The organism is Caulobacter sp. CCG-8 (assembly GCF_037402475.1).
Taxonomy (GTDB): Bacteria; Pseudomonadota; Alphaproteobacteria; order Caulobacterales; family Caulobacteraceae; genus Caulobacter.
On record NZ_JBBEUD010000010.1, the window covers coordinates 104,692 to 128,645 of the forward strand.

Sequence of the window (23,954 nt, forward strand, 5' to 3'; positions counted from 1 at the left end):
TCCGCATGACCACTCCGCTGCTCGATCGTCGCGACGTCGATTTCCTGCTCCACACTTGGCTCAAGGCCGGGACCCTGGTCGACCGCGAGACGGTCGACGCGGTTCTGGACCTGTCCCAGACCCTGGCGACCGACGCCTTCCTGCCGCACTTCAAGCGCAACGACGTCGAGGAACCGGCGCTGGTGGACGGCCAGGTCCGCATCTGTCCGGCGATCGGCGAGGCCCTGGCCCAGTACGCGGAGCTGGGCCTGTTCTCGGCGGGCTTCCCGGAGGCGCAGGGCGGCCTCGGCCTGCCCTATCTGGTCTGCGCCGCCTCGTTCGCCTTCTTCGCCGCCGCCAACGTCTCGACCGCCGCCTATCCGATGCTGACGGTCGCCAACGCCCGGCTGATCGCCACCTTCGGCTCGCCGGCCCAAGTCGAGGCCTTCGCCCGTCCGCAGATCGAGGGGCGGTGGTTCGGCACCATGTGCCTGTCCGAGCCGCAGGCGGGGTCCAGCCTGGCCGACGTGCGCACCAAGGCGACGCCCGACGGCCAGGACGCCCTGGGCGAGCGCTACCGCCTGGCCGGCAACAAGATGTGGATCTCGGGCGGCGACCAGGACGTCAGCGGCAACATCGTCCACCTGGTGCTGGCCAAGGTCCCGAACGCGGACGGGACCCTGCCCGAGGGGACGGCGGGCATCTCGCTGTTCATCGTACCCAAGGTCCTGCCGGACGGGACCCGCAACGACGTCGCCGTGGCCGGGCTGAACCACAAGATGGGCTATCGCGGCACGGCCAACTGCCTGCTGAACTTCGGCGAGCGGGACGGGGCCGTGGGCTGGATCGTCGGCGCGCCGGGCGAGGGCCTGCGCCAGATGTTCCAGATGATGAACGAGGCCCGGATCGGCGTCGGGGTGGGGGCGGCGGCCCTGGGCTATCGCAGCCACCGCCTGGCGGTCGACTACGCCCGCGAGCGGCTGCAGGGGCGTCCGGCCGGCCGGCGCTCGGGTCCGCCCGTCGCCATCATCGAGCACCCCGACGTGCGCCGGATGCTGCTGCAGCAGAAGGCCTATGTGGAGGGCGCCCTGGCCCTGTGCCTCTACTGCGCCCGCCTGGTCGACACGGCCGAGGGCTCGGAGGCCGACGCCGCCCTGCTGGGCCTGCTGACCCCGGTCGCCAAGACCTGGCCCTCGGAATACGGCCTGGCGGCCAACGACATCGCGATCCAGGTCCACGGCGGCTACGGCTACACGCGCGACTTCGACGTCGAGCAGCTGTGGCGCGACAACCGGCTGAACCCGATCCACGAGGGCACGACGGGCGTCCAGGGCATGGACCTGGTGGGGCGCAAGATCCTGTCGGACGGGGCGGGCCTGCCCGTGCTGGCGGCGAGGATCTCCAGGACGGCCAAGGCCGCCGAAGGGGTTCCCGCCCTGGCGGTCCACGCGCGCGCCCTGTCGGAGGCCTGGCGGTCGGTGGTGGCCACGATTGAAGTGTTACGGGGCGAGGTGCTGCAGGGCGAGGACCGCCGGTCCGCCCTGGACAACGCCACGGCCTTCCTCTGGGCGTTCGGCCACGTGGTGGTGGCCTGGCAGTGGCTGGACCAGGCGGTCGCCGCCGCCGGCCTGACCGACCGCGATCTGGCCGACGGCAAGGCGTGGGCGTGCCGCTTCTTCTTCGAGTGCGAGCTGCCCAAGGTCGATGCCTGGCTGGCCCTGGTGGCGGCCCGAAGCGACGTGGCGTCCGGGGCGCCGGAGCGGATTTTCTAAGAGACGCTCAGGGGCGCCTTGCCCACCCAAAACCGTTGTCATCCCGGAAGCCCCGCAGGGGCTGTCCGGGACCCAGGGGACTGGGCCAGCGCTTTGCGGTTCACCTGGGTCCCGGACAAGCGCTGCGCGCTTTCCGGGATGACAACAGGAAGGGGAGCGCTCCCCTTCAGATGAACCGCCCCCTCAGATCAGGTTCGCCCGCGCGATCCGGCCCAGGTGTACGGCGCTGGGCCGGGGTGTGCGCTGGAAGGTCTTGCGGTCCACGGCCACCAGGCCGAACGGCACGCCGTAGCCGGACGTCCATTCGAAATTGTCCAGCAGCGACCAGTAGAGATAGCCGTGCACGGGGATGCCCTCGTCCAGGCATTGGCGCACGCCGTCCAGGGCCTGGTCGATGAAGGCGATCCGGCGGGCGTCGTCGTTGGTGGCGATGCCGTTCTCGGTCACATAGACCGGCTTGCCGATCGTCCGGTGGGCCCAGCGGATCGTGTTGGCCAGGGCCTGCGGATAGAACTCGTAGCCCGACAGGGTCAGCTCGGCGTCCTTGGGCGGCGGCCGCACGCCGTTCTCGTCGACGACGAAGCGGGTGTAGGTCTGCACCCCGAAGAAGTCGGCGTGGGTGCGCGCTGCCTCGACCCAGTCGCCGTACAGCCGGCGCTGATAGACCTCGACCAGGGCGGGATCGGTGGCCGACTGGATGTCCTGGGTGGTCAGGGTCACCCCGACCGGCAGCGACGGCCGCGCCTGCTTGATGGCGTCGTAGGCGCGCTTGTGGGCCTCGATCATGATCGGCGTCACCACCTGGGGATCGGCATAGGCCAGGCGCGAGAAGCGCGGCGAGTCCGTGGCCTTGGCCGCCGCGGCGATGGCCGCCTTGACGAACGGGATCGCCGACTGGATGCCCGGCATCAGGTCGACCAGCAGCCGGATATTGGCCTCGTTGAAGGTGGTGACCTTGTCCATCAGCGGGCCCAGCCGCTCGACCACCTTCCGGCAATAGCGGGCGAAGAGCTCGGGCGCGTCGGCGACCTCGAAGCCGCCGCGCTTGGCGAACCACAGGGGCGTGGTGAAATGGTTCAGGGTCACCATGGGCTTGAGGCCGCGCGCGCGGCAGGCCTCCAGCATGCGGGCGTAGTGGTCCAGCTCGGCCTCGGAGAAATGGCCCTCGCTGGGCTCGATCCGCGCCCACTCCACGCCCATGCGGTAGCAGTTCAGGCCCAGGCCGCCGGCGATGGCGAAGTCCTCGGCGTAGCGGTGATAGCTGTCGCAGGCGTCGCCCGAGCGTTCCTTGAACATGCTGGGCTGGATGTTCTCCATCAGCCAGGCGTCGCTGTTGGTGTTGCCGCCCTCGCTTTGATAGGCCGAGATCGCCGTGCCCCACAGGAAGCCTGGAGGCGCCGGGCGCTTGGTCTTGGCGGCCGCGTCGGCGGCGGCCGGCGCCAGGGTCGGGGCGAGGGCCAGGGCCGCGCCGGCCAGGATGTCCCGGCGTCCGACGCCGGAGGGCTTGTGGGTGCTCATGGTCGTCTCCCCCTGTTTGTTCGGATCGTACGCTGAAAAAGAAAAAGGGGCGGGCGCCGTGACGCCCGCCCCGAGGGAGGAAGGAACTTAGAAGCTCTTCTTGACGCCGATCTCGAAGGTCCGGCCCAGCGGGTTGCCGGTCCACGGGTCGTAGCCGAACTCTTCCTGGGCGGGCGGGGGATCGCGGTCGAAGATGTTGGCCGCCGTCAGGGTCAGGGCCATGTCGCCGGCCAGCTCCACGCGGTAGGTGAAGTCGGTGGTGATCCAGTTCTCGCCGTCCTCGCCGTACTGCACGCCGGCCCGCTCGTCCTTGACGGCCGAGACGAAGTTGACGCCCAGGCGGAAGTTCTGGCGGCCCAGGCCGTAGTTGACGCCGAGGTTGGCGCGCCACTTCGGCGCCGCCTGGGCGAAGGTGGCGAAGTTCAGCGTGCCCAGCCGGTCGTCGCCGGTCGAGATCGTCACGCCGTCCAGGGTGGTGGCCCCGGTCCGCAGCTCGGTCACCCGGGTGGCGGTCAGGTTGACGTCCAGATCGCCCGGGCCGACCGGCAGGCCGTAGTTGGCCTGGATGTCGAAGCCCTTGGTGGTCTGGCCCGGCCCGTTGCCGTAGCGGGTGGACACCGCCGAGAAGGTCCCGACGCCGCTCATCCCGACCACGCAACCGGCGTTGAAGGTGATGCGGGCCAGCAGCGGTTGCTTGGCCGGATCGCAGGTGGTGATCGTGCCGCCCGCGCCGTTGAACACCAGGCTGGCGATCTGGTTCGGGTCGGCGACCTGGCCGATCTGGTCCTTCGTCTTGATGTCGAAATAGTCGACGATCAGGCGGAACTTGTGGTCGTCGGCGAAGCCGCGGCTCTGCCAGATCGCGCCGAGGTTCGAGGTCTTGGCGGTCTCGGGCTTGAGGTCGGCGTCGGTGATGAACTGGGCGGCCAGCCAGTTGCTGGCGGCGACCGTGTAGGTCCGCGCGGCCACCGTGATGGCGCCCGGCGTCACGCCCAGCGGCGGGGTCTGGTAGTTGGTGCCGTACGAACCGCGCAGGGTCAGGGGCCCCCAGACGTTCCACTTGCCCGACACCTTGTAGACTGTCGCGCCCAGGTCGTTGGAGAACTTCTCCTTGCGCGCGGCCAGCTGGATGTCGACGTTCGAGAACAGCGGCACCTGCAGCTCGCCGAACAGCGAGTACTGGCTCTGCTCGGCCTGCGACGGCAGGGTCGGGGCGAACAGGACGAACGGGCCCGGCGCGTCGGGCGTGCAGCCGCGGAAGTTCGGGTCGGTGGTCGGCGTCGGCGTGGGGCTGAGATTGCCCGAGCCCGCGCCGTTGGCGCTGGTGGTGTTGGTCGGCCACTCGCACTGGACCGAGCCGTTGTTGAAGGCGCTGGGCACGTTCACGCGGTTGGCCAGCGACCGGTACTGGGCGCCGAGGGCCCAGCCGATCTCGCCGCCGGGCAGCTTCAGGCCCGACTGGCCGTTGAACACCAGGTCGGCCGTGAAGTTGTGGCTGAGGGTCTCGACGGCGCGCGGATCGAACATCCACAGGGCCAGGTCCTTGGGGTTCTCGTCGCCGGCGACGTAGTTGGGGTTGGAGAGTCCCAGGACCGGCTGGCCCTTGAACGAGCTGGAGAAGGGGTTCCAGTACAGGCAGCCGTTCTTGCCGGCGGCGGCCGCGTTCTGGGTGCCGAAGCGGGCCGGGTCCAGGTCGGTGGCGTGGCAGTTGGGGCCGCCGAAGCCGTTCAGGGCTTCCTGCAGGCGGAAGCCGATGGTGTCGGCGTGGGTGTTGTAGTTGTAGGCGTCGTTATAGGTCAGGGCGAAGTCGTAGCCGACCTTCTTGGCGAACGGGGCCAGGTCGCCCAGGTCGCCGTTGATCCCGCCCGAGATGCGCCAGACCTTGTTGTCGATGCGGTCGGCCACGCCGAAGCCGTCGCCGCCCGAATAGTACGGATTGCCGCCGTGGCCGAAGAGGCGATAGGTCACCGGCGTGAAGCCCTGGGCGCCGACGATGCCGTTCCGGGCGGCGAATTCGGCCGCGAACGGGTTGCTGATCGGCACGTAGAACTGGTTGACGGCGCCGGTCGCCAGGGCCGGCCCGCGCGACACCGGCTGGGCCGGCGATCCCATCACCTGGGGCAGGGTCACCCGGCCGTACGACGCGTCCATGTGGAACTTCATCGAGTCCGAGATGTCGGCCTTCAGCTGGGCGTAGAGCCGATAGGTGTCCTGGTTCTCCACCAGCCGGTAGTAGGGGATGTAATTGTAGGCGCAGGTGAAGTTGTTGTCGTAGCGGCCGCCGACGGCCGCGCAGCTGGCGGCGGTGAAGTCCGAGACGATGCCGCCCACGGCCGGGCCCCATTCGCCGGTGTCGGTGGCGCTGGGAACGGCCGGCAGGGCGCCGCGCGGAATCCAGCCGGTCAGGTTGGTCAGGGTGGACCACGGCGCGGGATTGTAGCCGAGCCCCGGCTTCAGCGAGGCCTTGGTGAACTCGCGCTCCATGGTGTTCAGGCGCGAGCGGTGCTCATACTCGGCCGAGACCAGCAGGTTGACCTTGTCCTCGCCGATGCCGCCCATCACGCCGACCGAATAGTCGCCCTTGGAGCCGTCGATGTACTTGTACTGGCCTTGCGCCTCGAGGCCGACGAAGCGGTCGCGGGTGATGAAGTTGACGACGCCGCCGGTGGCGTCGGCGCCGTAGATCACGGCGGCGCCGTCCTTGAGAATCTCGGTGCGCGCCAGGGCGATCGACGGCATGTTGGCGGTGTTCTGGTTCATCCGCCGGCCATTCAGCAGGATCAGCGTCTTGTCCGCGCCCAGGCCGCGCAGGTTGTAGTTCACCGAGCCCACCAGGGCGGGGCCGCCGAAATAGTAGGACTCGCCGGTGGTCGGGCCCGAGATGGTCAGGCTCTTGGCGAACTCCAGGGCCGACGGCGAGCCCTGCTTCTCCAGCGCCTGCTGCGAATAGACCTCGACGGGGAGGGCGGCGTCCAGCGCCGAGCCCCGGATGTTGGAGCCGGTGACGACGATTTCCTCGACCTGAGTGGCCTTCTCCGACGAAGGCGGCGCGTCCTGGGACCAGGCCGGCGACGCCAGACCGGAAATCCCGATCAACAGCGCGAGGCCGGACACGCTCGTAAGCCCGATTTTCATGTGGCGTTCTCCCCTCGGGAATGAGTCTCTCAGACGCTCATTCTCACAAGAGTGAACGTTGCTATATTTGTTGCAGCGGTGTCAATCGGGGATCATTTGAAGAAATGGTCGTAGATCGACGGTGAGGCGTTGCCGTTATGGGAACATTGACACGAGCGCGTCCGGCCCCGACTAGGCGGGGGCTGGGACCAGGAGGACGGGTTGGCGGGAGCGACGGCTGAGGAGATCAAGGCGGGGCGGCGCACCAAGGCCGAGCAACGCGCCCAGAGCCTGGAGCAGATCCTGGACGCGGCCGAGTACCTGTTCTCGCGCAACGGCCTCTACGGCGTGACCCTGCGCGACGTGGCCCAGCGGGTGGGCATCCACACGACGCTGCTGAACTACTACTTCAAGGACAAGGTGAACCTGTTCGAGGCGGTGTTCGCGCGCCGGGCCGGGGTGACGTCCGGGCGGCGGATGGTGGCCCTGGAGGAGTACGAGCGGGCGGCGGGCGACCAGCCTACGGTCGAGGGCGCGCTGCACGCCTTCCTCGATACCGACCTGGACCTCTATTACGAGGGCGGCGAGCACTGGATGAACTACGCCGCCTTCTGCGCCCGGGTCAGCAACACCCCCGAGGGCGCGGCCCTGATGGACGAGCACTTCGATCCGGTCGTGCTGAAGCTGGTCGGCATCCTCAAGCGGGCCCTGCCGGCTTACGACGAGGAGGAGATCTTCTGGGGCTATCATTTCGTCAGCGGCGCGCTGATGAACACCCTGGCGCGGACGGGGCGGATCGACCGGCTGTCCAGCGGGCGCTGCCACTCGGATGACTTTCCGGCGGTCAAGAAGCGCATCGCCCGGTTCATGGCGGCGGGCTTCATCGCCCTGAAGGCGTGAAGCCCGCGCACCGTCAGGCCGCCCCCACGGCCCCGCCGGCCCGTTCTTCGCGTTCGTTTCGGGCGAAGATGCGGGCCAGCCACAGGAAGAGCGCCACCGCCAGCACGTAGAACGGCACCAGGGTGTAGAGCGCTATCTGCAGCGAGTTGTGCGGATGGCTGGCGCGGAAGAAGTCGCTGGCCGCGCCCACATAGGTCGGGCCCAGGCCCAGGCCGATGAAGTTCATCACCAGCAGCAGCAGGGCGCCGGACATCACCCGCTGCTCGGGCCGCACCTCCTGCTGCACCAGGGTCACGGCCGACGACAGGTAGAAGTAGTTCAGGAAGGTCGGGCCGCACAGGAAGGCCAGGGCCAGGGGCCAGGTCGGGGCCCAGACGAAGCCGATATAGAAGGGGATGGCCAGGGTCAGCGAGATGACCGGCGCCATGGCGTAGGCCACCTTGGACTTCTGGGTGAAGCGGTCGATCACCCGGCCCGAGACGAAGATCCCGGCGCTCATGCCGATCCCCACCACCAGGGCGTACCACAGCGCCACGTCGTGCAGGGCCATGCCCTTCTCGCGCATCAGGAACAGGGTGGTGAAGTTGCCCAGGCCGTAGGTGACGAACTGGGTCGCCCCGCTGCCCAGGGCGGCCAGCACCAGGGTCGGGCGCGAGAAGAACATCTTCAGCGTCGACCAGAAGCCGGCCTTCACGGGAGCCGCGCCGGCCGCGCCGTCCAGACCGCCGCGCGGCGGCTCCTTGACGACGAACGGCAGGATGGCCGCCGTCACGACGCCGATCACGCCCAGCACGATGAAGGCGTGGCGCCAGTCGAAGGCCGCGGCGATCGCCGCGCCGAAGGCGATGCCCAGCGCCGCCCCGATCGGCGGGCCCAGGTTGTAGATGCCCAGCGCCGTGCCGCGCCGGCCCGGCGGGAAGTAGTCGGAGATGATGGCGTAGGAGGGCGGCACGCCGCCGGCCTCGCCGAAGCCGACCGTCATCCGCGACACGGCGAACTGCGCGTAGTTGGCCGAGAGCCCGCAGGCCGCCGTCGCCGCGCTCCAGATGCCGCAGGCCAGGGACAGCACCGCCACGCGGTTGGTGCGGTCGGCCAGCCAGCCCACCGGGATGGCGATGAAGCAGTAGAACATCGCGAAATAGAGGCCGCCGATCAGGCCCAGCTGGCCGTCGGTGACGTGCAGGCTGTCCTGGATCGGCTTGGCCAGGATCGACATCAGCTGCCGGTCCAGGAAGTTCAGCACATAGACGAACCACAGCACGGCCAGGACGACCCAGGCGCGGCCGCCGACGGCGGTCGGGCGCGCGGGCTCGTCGATCTGGCGGGGGGAGGGCGAAACGCTCATCGGCCGGCCGCCGGGCGTCGTCGGCCCACCTGGACCTGGGGCGCGCGGACGGGGCCGCCACGCGTTGCACGGGTGATCTTCAAAAGGTTTCCTCCCAGCCGCCGTTTTTCGAGCTTGGCTTTCCCCGAGCATGCGCTCAAAAGGGATCGAAGATCAAGTTCACACGCATGAGAGTGAACATTGACAGCGGGCGGACTCGTCGGGCACGCTGGGTCGCAGCGTCGGCGCCAAGGATCGACGCCTGAAACGGGGAGGAAACATCATGCAGGCTGGGAAAAGGTCCATGGGTTCGCGCGTCCGCCGCGCTCTGGTCCCCGTGCTTTCGGTCCTCGCGCTTTCGGCTCCCCTTTCGACCTTCGCGGCGCCCGCCCTGGCGGCCGCGCCCGTCGTCCAGGCGCCGGCCGGGGCGCTGCGCGGCGTCGAGCAGGACGGCCTGCGGGTGTTCAAGGGCGTGCCCTACGCCGCCGCTCCCGTCGGCGCGCTGCGCTGGAAGCCGCCGGTCGCCGCCCCGGCCTGGAGCGGCGAACGCGACGCCCTGGACTTCGGTCCGGTCTGCTACCAGCCCAAGCCTCGTCCCGGCGGCATCTACAGCTCGACCCTCAAGGCGATGAGCGAGGACTGCCTGTCGCTGAACGTCTGGGCTCCCGATAACGCCAAGAAGGCCCCGGTGCTGGTCTGGATCCACGGCGGCTCGCTGATCGGCGGGGCCAGCAGCGAGAGCATGTACGACGGGACGGCCCTGGCCAAGCAGGGCCTGATCGTCGTCTCGATCAACTACCGCCTCGGCGTCCTGGGCTACATGGCCCACCCCGAGCTCAGCGCGGAGTCGCCCGACCACGTCTCGGGCAACTACGGCCTGCTGGACCAGATCGCCGCCCTGAAGTGGGTGAAGGCCAATATCGCCGCGTTCGGCGGCGACGCCTCGAACGTCACCATCGCCGGGGAGTCGGCGGGCGGCCTCAGCGTCATGTACTTGATGGCCTCGCCGCCGGCCCGGGGGCTGTTCCAGAAGGCCATCGCCCAGAGCGCCTACATGGTCTCGACGCCGCCGTTGCGCGAACCGAAGTACGGCCACGTCCCGGCCGAAGCCATGGGCGCGGCCACGGCCGGGAAGCTGGGCGCCAAGAGCCTGGCCGACCTGCGGGCCATGGACGCCGAGACCCTGACGACCGCCTCCCTGGCGGCCGGCTTCCAGACCTTCGGCGCCGTCGACGGCAAGGTGCTGCCCAGCCAGCTGGTCGACGCCTTCGACCGCGGCGAGCAGGCCCACGTGCCGGTCCTGGCCGGGTTCAACAGCGGCGAGATCCGCTCGCTGCGCTTCCTGGCCCCGCCGCCGCCCGCCGACGCGGCGACCTACGAGAAGACGATCCGCAAGCGCTACGGCGACCAGGCCGACGAGTTCCTGCGGCTCTATCCGTCCGCCGACCTGGCCGAGACCATGCTGCTGGTCCCGCGCGACGCCCTCTACGGCTGGACGGCCGAGCGGCTGGCGGCCAAGCAGACGGCGATCGGCCAGCCCGGCTACTTCTACCTGTTCGACCACGGCTATCCGGCGGCCGACGCGGCGGGCCTGCACGGCTTCCACGCCAGCGAGATCCCCTACGTCTTCGGCACGGCCAGCACGACGCCGCCGGCCTGGCCGAAGAACCCGAACACGCCCGCCGAGGCCAAGCTGTCGGCGGCCATGACGCAGTACTGGGCCTCGTTCGCCCGCGACGGCGTTCCCAAGGCGGCCGGCGAGCCCGCCTGGAAGCCGTACGGCAAGGACCGCGCCTACATGGCCTTCGCCGAGACGCCCCAGCCGGGCGTCCACCTGCGGCCGGGCATGTACGAACTGAACGAAACCGTCATGTGCCGCCGACGGGCCCAGGGCGACACGCCGTGGAACTGGAACGTCGGCATCCTGGCGCCGCCGCTTCCCGCCGCGACGCCCCAATGCCGCTGACCCTCCGGGCCGACAACCAGCTTCGATGAATAGAGTACCGATGATCGACGGTGATATGCAGGCGTTCGCGTTGACGCTGGACAAGTTCCTGGAGCACGCCGCCAAGTGGTGTCCCGACGCCCAGGTGGTGACCGCTAGGGACGGCGGGGCGATCGACCGGATCGGCTATGCCGACCTGCTCGTCCGCAGCCGCAAGGCCTCGGTCCTGCTGGCCGACCTGGGCGTGCGGACCGGCGACCGCGTGGCCACCCTGGCCTGGAACAGCCAGGCCCATGTCGAGGCCTGGTACGGCATCATGGGCATGGGGGCGGTCTGCCACACCCTGAACCCGCGCCTGACCGCCGAGCACCTGGCCGCGATGGTCGTCCAGTCCCAGGCCCGCGTCCTGATCGCCTCGGCCGATCTGGCGCCGCTGGCCGGCCAGATCCTGGAGCGCGTGCCCGGGATCGAGCACCTGCTGCTGATCGACGCCGTGCACGGGACGGCGGCCCAGGGCCGGGGCGTGCTCATGGAGCCGCTGCTGGAGGCGGCGACGGGCGAGGTGGCCTGGGGCCAGTTCGACGAGACCGCGCCGTGCGGCCTGTGCTTCACCTCCGGCACCACCGGCGCCCCCAAGGGCGTGACCTACACCCACCGGTCCAGCTTCCTGCATACCCTGCGGGCCCTGCAGGCCGATGTTATGGCGATCTCGGGCGCGGACACCGTCCTGGCGGTGGTGCCGATGTTCCACGCCAACGCCTGGGGCCTGCCGTTCGCCGCCCCCGCCGTCGGCGCCCGGCTGGTCCTGCCCGGACGCCAGGCCGACGGCGCCAGCCTGGCCCGGCTGATCGCCGCCGAGGGCGTGACCATCGGCGTCGGCGTGCCGACCGTCTGGCTGGGCCTGGTCGAGCACCTGGAAGCGGTCGGCGGCGAACTGCCGTCGCTCCAGCGCATCATCGTCGGCGGGGCGCCGATGGCCCCGGCCCTGATGGAACGCCTGGAGCAGCGCCTGGGCGTGCGGGTGCAGACCAGCTGGGGCATGACCGAGCTGTCGCCGTCGGGCACGGTGGCGCCGCTGAGCACGCTTTCCGAGGCCGCGGTCTCGGGGCGTCCGGCCATCGGCATGGACCTGCTGCTGACCGACGCGGACGGCGTGGCCCTGCCCCAGCAGCGCGACGTCGAGGGTCACCTGCGGGTGCGCGGGGCGGCCGTGATCCAGCGCTATTTCGGCCACGATGCGCCGGCGACCGACGCCGACGGCTGGTTCCCCACCGGCGACCTGGCGCGCATCGACGCCCAGGGCAACCTGATGATCACCGGCCGGGCCAAGGACCTGATCAAGTCCGGCGGCGAATGGATCAATCCCGCCGAGATCGAGGCGGTGGTCGGGGCCCTGCCCGAGGTGTCGCTGGCCGCCGTCATCGGCCGGTCCGACCCCAAGTGGGGCGAGCGTCCGATCCTGCTGGTCGAGACCCAGGGCGAGGTCAGCGACGAGGTCCTGCTGGCCTCGCTGCGCGGCCGCGTGGCCCCGTGGTGGGTGCCGGACGCGGTCTACCGCCTGCCGCGCATGCCGCTGGCCGCCACCGGCAAGATCGACAAGATCCGGCTGCGATCCGAGTATGGCGGCGGGTGAGGATGCGGCCTTCGCACTTGCGAAGCTGCGCTGCAGCATAATATACTCACTAACATCAGAATAAACGAATGCGAACGGGAGTTCGCCAAGTCGGGGAGACAATTCGATGTTGCTGCAAGGACGCGTCGCGATCGTAACCGGTGCGGGCGGCGGCTTGGGCCGCGCCCATGCGCTGTACCTGGCCAGCCAGGGCGCCAAGGTGGCGGTCAACGACCTGACCCAGGAGGCCGCCGACCGCGTGGCCGCCGAGATCGTCGCCGCCGGGGGCGAGGCGATCGGGGTCGCCGCCTCGGTGACCGACGAGGCCGCCGTCGGCGCCATGGTCGCGCGGGCCAAGGCCGTATGGGGCCGGATCGACATCCTGATCAGCAACGCCGGCATCCTGCGCGACAAGAGCTTCGCCAAGATGGACCTGGCCGACTTCCGCCTGGTGGTCGACGTCCACCTGATGGGCGCGGCGGTCTGCGCCAAGGCCGTGTGGGAGACGATGCGCGAGCAGGGCTACGGCCGCATCGTGATGACGACCTCGTCGTCGGGCCTCTACGGCAACTTCGGCCAGGCCAACTACGGCGCCGCCAAGATGGCGCTGGTCGGCCTGATGCAGACCCTGGCCATCGAGGGCGAGAAGTACGGCGTGCGGGTCAACTGCCTGGCCCCCACGGCCGCCACAGGCATGACCGAGGGCGTGCTGTCGGAAGAGAGCCTGGAGCGCCTGAACCCCGCCCTGGTCAGCCCGGGCCTGCTGGCCCTGGTCCATGACGACGCCCCGACCCGCGCCATCCTGTGCGCCGGCGCCGGCCACTTCGCGACGGCCAACGTCACCCTGACCGACGGCCGCTACATCGGCGGCGGCGCCGACGCGGGCGAGCAGGTGATCCGTCAGTGGGACGCCATCAGCGACCGCGCCGGCGAGATCGTCCCGGCCTACGGCTTCACCCAGGCCGAGCGCGAAGTCGCCAGCGCCGGCCTCATGGCCAAGGCCGTGGGGGTGCGCTCGTGACGCGCGACGCCGTCATCGTCTCCACGGCGCGCACGCCGATCGGCCGCGCCTATCGCGGGGCGTTCAACGACACCCCGTCGACCGTCCTGGCCGCCCACGCCCTGACCAACGCCGTCCAGCGGGCCGGCGTCGCGCCGGACGAGATCGAGGACTGCATCCTGGGCTGCTCGCTGCCGCAGGGCTACCAGGCCACCATCGGCCGCATGGCGGCGCTGCGGGCGGGCTTCCCGGTCACCGTTTCCGGCATGACGATGGACCGCCAGTGCTCGTCGGGCCTGATGACCATCGCCACCGCCGCCAAGCAGGTCATCGTCGACCGCATGGACGTGATCGTGGCCGGCGGCGTGGAGTCGATCTCGCTGGTCCAGACGCCGCAGATGCGGGTGGACCAGGATCCCGGCCTCGTGGCCCTGCATCCGGACGCCTACATGCCGATGCTGGACACCGCCGAGACGGTCGCCGCCCGCTACGGGATCAGCCGCGAAGCCTGCGACCTCTATTCGCTGGCCTCGCAGCAGCGCGCCGCGGCCGCCCAGGCGTCCGGTCGTCTCGACGCCGAGATCGTGCCGATGACGGCGACCATGAAGGTCGTCGACAAGGCCACCCAGGCCGTCTCGCATCGCGAGGTGACCCTGGACCGCGACGAGGGCGTGCGGCCCGAGACCACGCTAGAGGGCCTCTCCGCCCTCAAGGCCGTGCGCGAGAACGGCGTGGTCACGGCCGGCAACGCCAGCCAGCTGTCGGACGGCGCCTCGGCCTGCGTGGTCATGGAGGCGGGCCTCGCCGCCAAGCGCGGCCTCCAGCCGCTGGGCCGCTATGTCGGCATGGCCGTGGCGGGCACCAAGCCGGACGAGATGGGCATCGGTCCGGTCTTCGCCATCCCGCGGCTGCTGGAGCGTTTCGACCTCAAGATCGACGACATCGGCCTGTGGGAGCTGAACGAGGCGTTCGCCTGCCAGGTGCTGTACTGCCGCGACCGCCTGGGCATCCCGGACGAGCGGCTGAACGTCGACGGCGGCGCCGTCGCCATGGGCCACCCCTACGGCATGTCGGGCGCCCGGATGGTCGGCCACGCCCTGCTGGAGGGCAAGCGCCGGGGCGCGCGCCACGTCGTCGTCACCATGTGCGTGGGCGGCGGCATGGGGGCCGCCGGACTGTTCGAGGTTCTGTGATCTGAGGGGGCGCTTCGGCGCCCCTTCTTTTTGCCCCCAGTCTTTTTCCAAGAGCGCGACACGACGCTCGTCCAGGGAGGGATACCGATGAAGGCTCTGTCCAACCTGCTGCTGGGCCTGGCGGCCCTGGCCGCCGCCCATGGCGTCGCCATGGCGGCCGCGCCCGACCCGACCGTCCAGCATCCCGACTACGCCGATCCGGCCCTGTGGCTGTGCCGGCCCGACCTGCGGGACAACCGCTGCAAGGTCGACCTGGACGCCACCGTCGTCGCGCCCAGCGGCCGGCTGACGCTCGAGCGCTACGTCCCGGCCAAGGACCCGAAGATCGACTGCTTCTTCGTCTATCCCACCGTCTCCAACGACGCCGGCTGGATCTCGGACTTCTCGCCCGACGCGGCCGAGTGGGACGACATCAAGGTGCAGTTCGCCCGGTTCGGATCGGTCTGCCGCCAGTTCGCGCCGCTGTACCGCCAGGGCACCCTGCGCCGCCTGCGCTATCCGGCCGGCGGCGCCAAGCCGGTGGGCGAACAGCCGCCACCCGGCTTCGGCGGCTATGCCGACGTGGTCGACGCCTGGAACTGGTACCTGGCCCACGAGAACCACGGCCGGGGCGTGGTCCTGATCGGCCACAGCCAGGGAACGGCCATGCTGACCCGGCTGATCGCCGAGGAGATCGAGGGCAAGCCGGTCCAGAAGCAGCTGGTCTCGGCCCTGCTGATGGGCGGCCTGGTCATGGTCCCGCCCGACAAGGACGTCGGCGGCTCGTTCAAGTCGGTCCCGCTGTGCCACGCCGACACGCAGATCGGCTGCGCGATCACCTATGTCACCTTCCGCGATCGCCTGCCGCCGCCCGCCGTCTCGCGCTTCGGCAAGGCCCGCGACGGTCTGCGGGCCGCCTGCGTCAACCCCGCCGCCCTGGCCGGCGGCAAGGGGCAGCCGGAGTCCTACTTCATCACCAAGGGCTTCCTGAACGGCTCGGGCGGCGACATTCCGCCCGAATGGGTGCGGCCCATGCGGCCGATCCCGACCTTCTTCGTCAGGACGCCGGGCCTGGTCACCACCGAGTGCGTCCGCAGCGGCGACTTCGACTACCTGGCCCTGCACGTCAACGCCGTGCCCAGCGACCCGCGCACCGACGAACTGGGCGGCCAGATCATCCGCCACACGGGGGTGGACCTGTCGTGGGGCCTGCACCTGATGGACGTCGACCACTCGATCGGCACGCTGATCCGGATCGTCCGCAAGCAGGGCGAAACCTGGGTGGCCCAGGCGCCGAAGGGCTGAGCGTTTCGTCGAACCGTCACGCAGGCGTCACGCGTCTGTCGTGACGGCCCCTTAGCCCCGCCCAAACGCAAAGCGGGGCCTGGAATCATGTTCGATCATCTTCGCCTGGCCGCCGCCGCATCGGGCCTGGCCCTGGCCATGGGCATGGTCTCGCCGGTCCAGGCCGGCGTGGCCGCCCTGCCGCTCCGGCAGAACGGCGGGACCTGGGCGTCCGGCCACGTGCAGGGCGTCGCCGTCGATGTGAAGGGCGGCTACGTCTATTACTCGTTCACCAACCTGCTGGCGAAGTACGACTTCGACGGCAAGCTGATCGGCACGCTGGTGGGCTGGACCGGCCACCTGGGCGACCTGGATTTCAACCCCGCCGACGGCAAGGTCTACGGCTCGCTGGAATACAAGGAAGACAAGGCCTTCTACATCGCCGTGATCGACGTGGCCCGGCTGGACCGGATGGGCGTCGAGGCCGGCTCCAGCGAGATCTTCCGCACGGTCTACCTGCCCGAGGTGGTCAAGGACTACGCCGCCGACCTGAACGGCGACGGCGTCTTCGAAGGCGACGACGGCAAGTTCAAGGGCGACGTCGTCGCCTCGCCCGATCATCGCTACGACTGCTCGGGCATCGACGGCGTCAGCTTCGGCCCGGCGTTCGGCCAGGTGGACGGCAAGCGCTATCTGACCGTGGCCTACGGGGTCTACGGCAACACCAGCCGCACGGACAACGACCACCAGGTGCTGCTGCAGTACGACGTCGCCGACTGGGCCCGCTACGCCAGCCCGCTGACCGAGGCCGCCCCGCACCGCAACGGCCCGGCGGCCGTGCACGGGAAGTATTTCGTGCGGACCGGCAACACGCGCTACGGCGTCCAGAACCTGGCCTATGACGAGACCCAGAAGCGCTGGTTCATGGGCGTCTATCTGGGCCAGAAGCCGACCTTCCCGAACTACGGGCTGTACGCGGTCGAGGCGCGCGGGAAGCCCGTGAGCGGCGACCTGGTCGGCGTGTCCGGTCCGGACGGCAAGGGCTGGGAGCAGGGCGCGCTGCTGCCCCTGGCCGACGACGGGCTGAAGGACGCCGCCACCGGCGTGCGCGGCTGGAACCAGAAGGCCGACGTCGGCCTCCAGCCGGTCGGCCACGGCCTGTTCTACCTGGCGGTCAACGCCAGGATCGACGGCAAGCAGACCGCCGACCTCACCCTGATGCGCTGGACGGGCGACGCCCAGACGCCGTTCGTCCCGGCGACGGCGGAGGAGCGCGACGCCCTGGCCAAGGCGACCGCGCCGTGACCGCCCCGGCGCCACCGAAGGTTGGAGCGGCCCCGCGATCGTCCGTGAGCGTGCGGAAAGGGCCGAGTGTCACAATTGGCGGCTAGGCAGGGGACGGATTTCAAGCGGCGCCGTCCTGTCGTTCCCGACGGCGGGCCGCTCGGCGCAATATCCAGTCAGCGGGTCAGGAATGAGCGACGCCGACAGGCAAAGAACACGGTGGTTCCTGCGGCACATCCTGCCGCACGAACCCGCGCTCAGGGGGTGGCTGTCGCGCAGCGCGCCGCCGGGCGTCGATCCGGGCGACGTGATCCAGGAGGCCTACACGATCCTGGCCGAGCTGGAGAGCGTGGACGGGATCGTGCATCCCCGCGCCTACCTGTTCCAGGTGGCGCGCTCGGTCATCGTGCGCCATGTCCGCCGCGCGCGGATCGTCCCGATCCACACGGTCGACGACCTGGAGCGGCTGGAGCATGCGGACGAGGCCGCCTCGCCCGAGCAGCACACGATCGATCGGGACGAACTGCGCCAGCTGGCGCACGCGATCGCGGCGATGCCGCGCAAGACCCGCGAGGCTTTCGTCCTGCGCCGGGTGAAGGGCTTGTCCCAGCGTGAAATCGCGGCGCGAATGCGGATATCCGAGAACACCGTCGAGACTCACATTTCCCGCGGCATCTCGTTCTTGATTGATTGGTTCGGGCGTAGCGGAAACAGGCGGCCTCAAACCTCTAGGACTTTGGATGCGGAGATTGCCTCGCTAGATGGCCGAACGAGACACCAGTCGAGACATTGATCAGGCGGCGTCCGACTGGACGGCGCGGCTGGATCGTGGGCCGCTGACTTCGGGGGAGGAAGACGCGCTCCAGGCTTGGCTGGGTGGGGATCCACGCGCCAGGGGCGCGCTGCTGCGCGCGCGGGCCCTGTCGATGTTCAGCGAGTCGGCCCAGGCGCTGGGCGAGGACTTCGACCCGGCCGCCTTCGAGGAACCCGGGCCGCCGCGCTCCAGGCGCCTGTCGCGCCGCCAGGCCCTGGCCTGGACGGGCGGGGCGGCGGCCGCGGCCTCGCTGGTCGCCCTGGGCGTCGGCATGCCCGCGGCCGGGGCGGTGATCAGCACCGAGCGGGGCGAGATCCGCCTGGCGCCGCTGAAGGACGGCTCGACCGTGCTGCTCAACACCGAGACCAGGATCCGCGTGAAGTACAGCGCCGGCGAGCGCCTGGTCACCCTGCTCAAGGGCGAGGCCTATTTCTCGGTGGCGCGCGACGAGAAGCGGCCGTTCATCGTCGAGGTCGACGGCCGTCGCCTGAGCACCGCCCAGGCGGGGTTCCGGGTCCGCAAGCTGGGCGGCGATCCCGTCGACGTCCTGGTCAACCAGGGGCAGGTCGAGGTCGCCCCCCTGAAGCTGGCGGCGCCCGCCGACCCCGTGGCGCTGACGGCCAACACTCGGCTGGTCCTGTCCGATCCCATCGGCGGCCGGTCCGTCGCCGAGCGGCCCCAGGCCGTCGGGCCCGAGGCGGTCACCCGCGAACTGGCCTGGCGCGAGGGCAAGCTGGCCTTCGAGGGCGAGACCCTGAAACAGGCGGCCGACACCTTCGCCCGCTACAGCGACACCCGCATCCAGGTCCGCGATCCGGACCTGGCGCGCGAGCCGGTGACCGGCCTGTTCGCCGCCAACGACCCCGTCGGCTTCAGCCGGGCCATAGCGCGGGTGTTCGACGCCCGGCTCGAGCAGAAGGGCGACGAGGTTGTCCTGACCCGCGATCCGTCCCGCGCGACCGGGAGCCACTGAACGGGCGTCGACCAAGAAGTTTTTGTTACAAAATAGCGGAAGCCCCGGCCTGACGGCTCTCAACCGCGAACGTCGCGACCAACGCGACGATTGGGGGCTACCGCCAATGAATTCCCGCTACTCCGTCCTCGCCTGTGGGGCCGCCGTCGTCGCCCTGGCGATCGCCGCGCCGGCCTGCGCGCAGGACCGCATCTTCGACATTCCCGCCCAGTCCGCCGTCCGCGCCATCCCCGAGCTGGCGCGTCAGGGCCAGGTCCAGATCGTGGCGCCCGCCCGCCACCTGGAAGGGATCATGACGCCGGCCGTGAAGGGCCGCATGGACGTGCGCACGGCGCTGAACCGCCTGATCGCCGGCACGCCGCTTCGCATCGATTCCGACGACGGCCAGGTCATCACGCTGAAGTCGACCATCCAGGGCGCGTCCGACGCGACGCCGCAGGCGACGGGCGTCGGCGGCGTGCGCGGCCGCATCCTCAACACCGCGACCGGCGAATATGTCCGCAACGCCGAGATCCGCGTCGAGGGCACGAACATCGTCGCCTATTCCGAGGACGGCGGCGACTTTCGGCTGACCAACGTGCCGGCCGGCGACGTCACCCTGGTGGTCAAGTACACCGGCCTGGAAGAGACCCGCGCCGTGGCCAACGTCGCCGCCGGCCAGATGGCCACCGTAGCCTTCGAGCTGCGCCCGCAGTCCTACGCCGCCCGCGACGGCGAGGTCGAGGCGATCACGGTCGCCGCCAAGCGCGAGGGCCAGGCCGCCGCGATCATGGAGCGCCGCGCCTCCACCAACGCCAAGACCGTGGTCGCCGCCGACAACTTCGGCGCCCTGACCATGGGCGACGTCGGCGAGTTCATGAAGAACATGCCCGGCCTGTCGATCGACTACACCGAGGTGGACGCCACCGCCGTCCGCATCGGCGGCCTGGACCCCAAGTACTCGACCTTCACCACCGACGGCGCCCGCATGGCGACGGCGACCTCGAACAACAACAACGGCCGCCAGAACTCGTTCGAGCAGATGTCGATCACCGGCATCGACTCGATCGAGCTGAACAACACGCTGCAGGCCAGCATGGACGCCGACTCCCCCGGCGGCGCGATCAACATGCGCAGCAAGTACGCCTTCCAGCGCAGCAGCCGCCTGCTGCGCTTCCAGCTGGGCGGCGTCGCCACTTCGGACTCCAGTCTGGAGCGCAAGTACCTGCCGGACGACGAGAAGCACGCCTCGATCTATCCGTCAGGCCAGATCGGCTATGCCGACGTCTTCCTGGACGGCCGCCTGGGGATCGCGCTGAACGCCAGCTACAACGCCAACTTCGTCGAGCAGGACCGTATCCAGACCGACTGGTCCTACCTCGCCAACGGCCGGGTGCTGCCCTACCAGGTCATGTGGCGCCCGGGTCCGAAGCTGACCCACCGCAAGGCCGCCAACCTCAGCGTCGACTACAAGCTGACCGACCAGTGGGCGCTGAGCCTGCGCAGCAGCTACTCGTTCTACGACGTCGAGTACTTCAACCAGTACACCTACCTGATCTTCGGCACGGCCACGGCCACCCAGGCGACGGCGGCCTCGACGCCCACCCACATCGTCGTCAATCCGAACGGGACCAACACCCGCCTGCACACCCAGTATTCGCACCGCTACGCCGGCACGCCCTCGTGGCTGTTCGCCCCGAAGCTGGAATACCGCGGCGACACCTGGGAGGCCCTGCTGCGCGGCAGCTATTCCAGCTCGGAGTTCAATTTCCGGGACAATTCCAAGGGCTTCTTCCAGCGCACGGACAGCTACCTGACCCGCATCGGCTTCACGCTGGATCGCGCGTCCACCGATTCCAACGACTGGACCCTGCAGCAGACCGCCGGCCGGTCGTGGAGCGACCCGACCAGCTTCAATCGTGACGACGACATCGGCAACAACATCCGCACCGCCGAGTCCGACGCCCAGAACCAGATGTACGGCGTGAATCTGGACCTGAAGAAGAAGCTCGAGATCGGCTCGGTCCAGCTCAAGGTCCTGGCCGGCGCGACCTACCGGACCAACGTCTGGAAGACCAACGAGGGCGCGTACCAGCAATTCCAGTACATCGGCCCGACGCACGACCTGACCCAGAAGGCGCCCGAGGCCGTCATCCCCTGGACCCACTACTACAATTTCGAGATCCAGGGCTTCGACGCCGGCAACCTGAACGCCCAGAACTGGCGGGCCGACAGCAACTACGCCGTCTACGACATCTACAAGGAGCACCCGGACTACTTCGCGCCCGACCTGGCGGGCAACCTGAAGCGCCGGCTCGACAACAACAAGAAGGTCGGCGAGACGGTCAACGCCGCCTATTTCGAGCTCCAGCCGCGCGTGGGCAAGGCCCAGTTCGACCTTGGCCTGCGCTATGAAGGCACCGAGACCGACGCCCGGGTCGCCGATGTCCGCAGCGACAAGGAAGTGAAGGCCGCCGGCCTGGATCCGGCCACCGTGCCGGGCCTGCTCTACAAGTACCGCAACGGGACCTACGCCACCCGCAACGGCGAGTACGACGACTGGTTCTGGAGCGGCGGGGCCAAGTACGACTTCACCAAGAAGCTGGTCGGCCAAGTGGCCTTCAGCCAGTCGATCCTGCGTCCCGACTACGGCAACCTGGGCGGCGTGGTCTCGGTGGACGACACCAACCTGATCGTCACCGTGCCCAACCCGCAGCTGAAGCCCGAGCATTCGACCAAGTACTTCGCCAGCCTGCAGTACTATCTGGAGCCGTCGGGCATCATCGGCGTGTCGGCCTACCAGCTGGAGGTCAAGGACATGCAGGTGACCGGCTACGAGTTCTCCGATCCGACCCAGGTCGGCTACAGCCCCGACGACTATCCGGGCTATCGCTACCGCAGCGCCACGAACCTGCCGGGCGTCAGCATCAACCGCGGCGTGACGCTGGAATACGACCAGCAGATGACCTTCCTGCCCGGCGCGCTGCGGGGCCTGGGCCTGCGCGGCTCGATCACCAAGATCGATCCCGACGGCGAGCGCGTGAACATGCCCAAGACGGCCGCCAACTGGGGCCTGCGCTACAGCTACGGCAAGTTCGACGTCCAGCTGACCGGCAACGCCCAGGGCAAGTACCGGACCAGCGCCCTCAGCGCCACGCCGGCCACCTCGCCCAACGGCGTCCTTTACCACGACGCTCGCGAGCTCTGGAACGTCAGCGCCAGCTACAAGATCAACAAGCAGTTCGAGGTCATGCTGGCCGGCCGCAACATCTTCAACGCGCCGGACGTCATCTACTCCAACGTCCGCGACCGGGTGCAGCAGTACAGCATCTACGGTTCGATGTGGAACGTCGGGATCAAGGGCACCTTCTAGCCCCTCCCGCCCCTGGCGTCGGCGGTGCTCCCCTGCCGCCGACCCAGACTGGCCGCGCGCGCCCGAGGTGCGACGCGCGCGGCCGCCTTCTCCTTGCAAGCCATCCCGGGAGGCCCGCCGTGGTCCTGAACATCGATCGTCGCAGCCTCGTCCTGGGCGCCGGATTGGGGCTGGGCGCGCTGGGCCTGTCCGCCGGCCGGAGCCTGGCCGCCGTGATGCTGGGCGCCACGGGCTTCACCCACGCCGTGGCCAGCGGCGAGCCGGGGCCCGACGCCATGCTGCTGTGGACGCGCTATGTCCCGGCCACGAGCGACAACACGGTGCGGCTCGACGTCGAGCTGGCGCTCGATCCCGACTTCGCGAAGGTGGCGGCCGGCGGCGTGGTGCGCACCGGGGCCTACCGCGACTGGACCGCCAAGATCACCGTCGACGGGCTGAAGCCGGGGACCGTCTACTGGTACCGGTTCGTGGCCCCCGACGGCGCCCGCTCGCCGGTTGGCCGCACCAAGACCCTGCCGGTCGGCGAGGTCCCGCGCTTCAAGCTGGGCGTGTTCTCGTGCTCGAACCTGCCGGTCGGCCTGTTCAACGCCTACGGCCACGCCGCCGCCCGGCCCGACCTGGATCTGTGGCTGCATACCGGCGACTACATCTACGAATACGGTCCGGCCTCGATCAAGGAGGGCGATTGGGCCGAGGGGCGCCGCGAGCAGCTGCAGCCGTCCAACGAGATCCTGACGATCCAGGACTACCGCCTGCGCTACGCCTGCTACCGCGCCGATCCCGACCTGCAGCGGCTGCACCAGATGGCGCCGATGGTGGCCTTCTGGGACGACCACGAGTCGGCCAACGACAGCTGGGAGGGCGGGGCCCAGAACCACCAGCCGGCCGCCGAGGGCGACTGGAACGTCCGCCGCGCCGCCGCCATGCAGGTCTATCGCGAGTGGATGCCGGTGTCGGACGAGCCTTGGAAGGCCTATCCGATCGGGACCCTGGCCACCCTCTACCGCACGGAGTCGCGCCTGCTGGGCCGCACCAGGCCGGCCGACATCGGCGCCGCCTTCCGCGCCGCCGACCCCGACGCCGCCCTGAAGGCGTTCCGCGACGGGCCCTGGCAGGACCCCTCGGCGACCATGCTGGGCTCGACCCAGGAGAGCTGGCTGGCCCACCAGCTGAAGGCCAACGCCCGCGCGACGGCCTGGCAGCTGGTCGGCATGGGCACGATCCTGGGCCGCACGGTGATGCCGCAGGACGTCCTGGACTGGCTGCGGCCGGAGGTCTCCGAGAAGAAGGTCGCCGGCTATCGCAACGACATCCGCGCCGCCAAGCTGGACCTGCCCATGTGGATGGACCGCTGGGACGGCTATCCCGCCGCCCGCGCACGCCTGTTGAAGGCGGCCCAGGCGGCCGACGCCGATCTGGTGATGCTGTCGGGCGACAGCCACAACGCCTGGGCCTATGCGCTGAGCCAGGACGGACGCCCCGCCGGGGTCGAGTTCGCCGGCCACAGCGTCACCTCGGGCGGCGCCGAGGGCGATCTCGGAGCCGATCCGGCGGTCGTCGCCCGAGGCTTCGTCGCCGCCAATCCCGAGCTGAAATGGGCCGACACCAGCCGGCGTGGCTACATGATGATCGACCTCACGCCCCGGCGCGTGACGGGCGAGTGGCTGTTCATGCGGACGATCAAGGCCCGCGACACCGCCGTGGCCGACAGCCACCGGATGTCGGTCGAGCGCGGCCGCCGGGCCTTCGGCTAGGCCCGGGCCCTTCGGGGGCGATCGACGTTCGAACCCTCTCCCAACAAATCGTCATCCCGGGCCTTTGCCCGGGACCCCTCTATCCGCCGCAGGCGCGGATGGGTGGCGCGCCAGCGCGCCAAAGCGCTTCACGTGCGAGCTGAACCAGGGGTCCTGG

The 23,954-nt window shown here is 69.8% G+C and carries 15 protein-coding genes; 12 read left to right on the forward strand and 3 right to left on the reverse strand.

Annotated features, from left to right (window positions below; all coding sequences use genetic code 11):
* Positions 1-5 precede the first annotated feature (5 nt).
* A complete protein-coding gene (locus WAE60_RS11895) occupies positions 6-1,751 on the forward strand; it encodes an acyl-CoA dehydrogenase (protein WP_337686640.1) in 1,746 nt (581 codons plus the stop codon).
* Positions 1,752-1,934: 183 nt separating this feature from the next.
* On the opposite strand, the gene WAE60_RS11900 is transcribed toward WAE60_RS11895, so the two are convergent.
* Both WAE60_RS11900 and WAE60_RS11905 read right to left on the reverse strand, forming a co-directional pair.
* On the reverse strand, positions 1,935-3,269 hold the full coding sequence (locus WAE60_RS11900) for a family 1 glycosylhydrolase (RefSeq protein WP_337686643.1): 1,335 nt from the start codon (positions 3,267-3,269) through the stop codon (positions 1,935-1,937).
* 87 nt (positions 3,270-3,356) lie between these two features.
* Positions 3,357-6,404, reverse strand: coding sequence for a TonB-dependent receptor (locus WAE60_RS11905; RefSeq protein ID WP_337686644.1), 3,048 nt, complete (start codon positions 6,402-6,404; stop codon positions 3,357-3,359).
* 201 nt (positions 6,405-6,605) lie between these two features.
* Between WAE60_RS11905 and WAE60_RS11910 the strand changes: the two genes are divergently transcribed.
* The gene (locus WAE60_RS11910; protein WP_337686646.1) at positions 6,606-7,283 is read left to right on the forward strand and encodes a TetR/AcrR family transcriptional regulator; all 678 of its coding nucleotides are present in this window, start codon (positions 6,606-6,608) and stop codon (positions 7,281-7,283) included.
* A 13-nt stretch (positions 7,284-7,296) separates the two neighbouring features.
* Here the strand turns inward: WAE60_RS11910 and WAE60_RS11915 are convergent, their stop codons facing one another.
* A complete protein-coding gene (locus tag WAE60_RS11915; protein WP_337686648.1) occupies positions 7,297-8,628 on the reverse strand; it encodes an MFS transporter in 1,332 nt (443 codons plus the stop codon).
* A gap of 283 nt (positions 8,629-8,911) precedes the next feature.
* Between WAE60_RS11915 and WAE60_RS11920 the strand changes: the two genes are divergently transcribed.
* From WAE60_RS11920 to WAE60_RS11965, 10 genes are all read left to right on the forward strand, one after another.
* Positions 8,912-10,573, forward strand: a complete 1,662-nt coding sequence (locus WAE60_RS11920) for a carboxylesterase family protein (protein WP_337686649.1) — start codon at positions 8,912-8,914, stop codon at positions 10,571-10,573.
* Between the two features lie 40 nt (positions 10,574-10,613).
* Positions 10,614-12,185, forward strand: coding sequence for an AMP-binding protein (locus WAE60_RS11925; RefSeq protein WP_029908117.1), 1,572 nt, complete (start codon positions 10,614-10,616; stop codon positions 12,183-12,185).
* Positions 12,186-12,291: 106 nt separating this feature from the next.
* Positions 12,292-13,185, forward strand: a complete 894-nt coding sequence (locus WAE60_RS11930) for an SDR family NAD(P)-dependent oxidoreductase (protein WP_337686652.1) — start codon at positions 12,292-12,294, stop codon at positions 13,183-13,185.
* Positions 13,182-14,357, forward strand: a complete 1,176-nt coding sequence (locus tag WAE60_RS11935; protein ID WP_337686654.1) for an acetyl-CoA C-acyltransferase — start codon at positions 13,182-13,184, stop codon at positions 14,355-14,357. The genes WAE60_RS11930 and WAE60_RS11935 overlap by 4 nt, the downstream gene beginning before the upstream one ends.
* Positions 14,358-14,444: 87 nt before the next feature.
* Positions 14,445-15,641 (forward strand): DUF3089 domain-containing protein, encoded by a 1,197-nt coding sequence (locus WAE60_RS11940; RefSeq protein WP_337686655.1) that lies wholly within the window; start codon positions 14,445-14,447, stop codon positions 15,639-15,641.
* An 87-nt stretch (positions 15,642-15,728) separates the two neighbouring features.
* Complete coding sequence (locus tag WAE60_RS11945) at positions 15,729-16,925, forward strand: hypothetical protein (protein ID WP_337686656.1); 1,197 nt, start codon at positions 15,729-15,731, stop codon at positions 16,923-16,925.
* A 169-nt stretch (positions 16,926-17,094) separates the two neighbouring features.
* Entirely contained in the window at positions 17,095-17,697 is a 603-nt protein-coding gene (locus tag WAE60_RS11950; protein WP_337686657.1) for a sigma-70 family RNA polymerase sigma factor, read from the forward strand.
* Positions 17,666-18,691: a FecR domain-containing protein gene (locus tag WAE60_RS11955; RefSeq protein ID WP_337686659.1), complete on the forward strand. Its 1,026-nt coding sequence runs from the start codon at positions 17,666-17,668 to the stop codon at positions 18,689-18,691. The genes WAE60_RS11950 and WAE60_RS11955 overlap by 32 nt, the downstream gene beginning before the upstream one ends.
* 106 nt (positions 18,692-18,797) lie before the next feature.
* Positions 18,798-22,043 carry a TonB-dependent receptor gene (locus tag WAE60_RS11960; protein WP_337686660.1) on the forward strand — a complete coding sequence of 1,082 codons (3,246 nt, stop codon included), beginning with the start codon at positions 18,798-18,800 and terminating at the stop codon, positions 22,041-22,043.
* Between the two features lie 119 nt (positions 22,044-22,162).
* Positions 22,163-23,797, forward strand: coding sequence for an alkaline phosphatase D family protein (locus WAE60_RS11965; RefSeq protein WP_337686661.1), 1,635 nt, complete (start codon positions 22,163-22,165; stop codon positions 23,795-23,797).
* Positions 23,798-23,954 lie beyond the last annotated feature (157 nt).

Coding starts and splice junctions, on each gene's coding strand:
- WAE60_RS11960 (WP_337686660.1), top strand. CDS start 18,798: ATGAATTCCCGCTACTCCGTCCTCGCCTGTGGGGCCGCCGTCGTCGCC.
- WAE60_RS11955 (WP_337686659.1), top strand. CDS start 17,666: ATGGCCGAACGAGACACCAGTCGAGACATTGATCAGGCGGCGTCCGAC.
- WAE60_RS11900 (WP_337686643.1), bottom strand. CDS start 3,269: ATGAGCACCCACAAGCCCTCCGGCGTCGGACGCCGGGACATCCTGGCC.
- WAE60_RS11930 (WP_337686652.1), top strand. CDS start 12,292: ATGTTGCTGCAAGGACGCGTCGCGATCGTAACCGGTGCGGGCGGCGGC.
- WAE60_RS11920 (WP_337686649.1), top strand. CDS start 8,912: ATGGGTTCGCGCGTCCGCCGCGCTCTGGTCCCCGTGCTTTCGGTCCTC.
- WAE60_RS11940 (WP_337686655.1), top strand. CDS start 14,445: ATGAAGGCTCTGTCCAACCTGCTGCTGGGCCTGGCGGCCCTGGCCGCC.
- WAE60_RS11905 (WP_337686644.1), bottom strand. CDS start 6,404: ATGAAAATCGGGCTTACGAGCGTGTCCGGCCTCGCGCTGTTGATCGGG.
- WAE60_RS11950 (WP_337686657.1), top strand. CDS start 17,095: ATGAGCGACGCCGACAGGCAAAGAACACGGTGGTTCCTGCGGCACATC.
- WAE60_RS11915 (WP_337686648.1), bottom strand. CDS start 8,628: ATGAGCGTTTCGCCCTCCCCCCGCCAGATCGACGAGCCCGCGCGCCCG.
- WAE60_RS11945 (WP_337686656.1), top strand. CDS start 15,729: ATGTTCGATCATCTTCGCCTGGCCGCCGCCGCATCGGGCCTGGCCCTG.
- WAE60_RS11925 (WP_029908117.1), top strand. CDS start 10,614: ATGATCGACGGTGATATGCAGGCGTTCGCGTTGACGCTGGACAAGTTC.
- WAE60_RS11895 (WP_337686640.1), top strand. CDS start 6: ATGACCACTCCGCTGCTCGATCGTCGCGACGTCGATTTCCTGCTCCAC.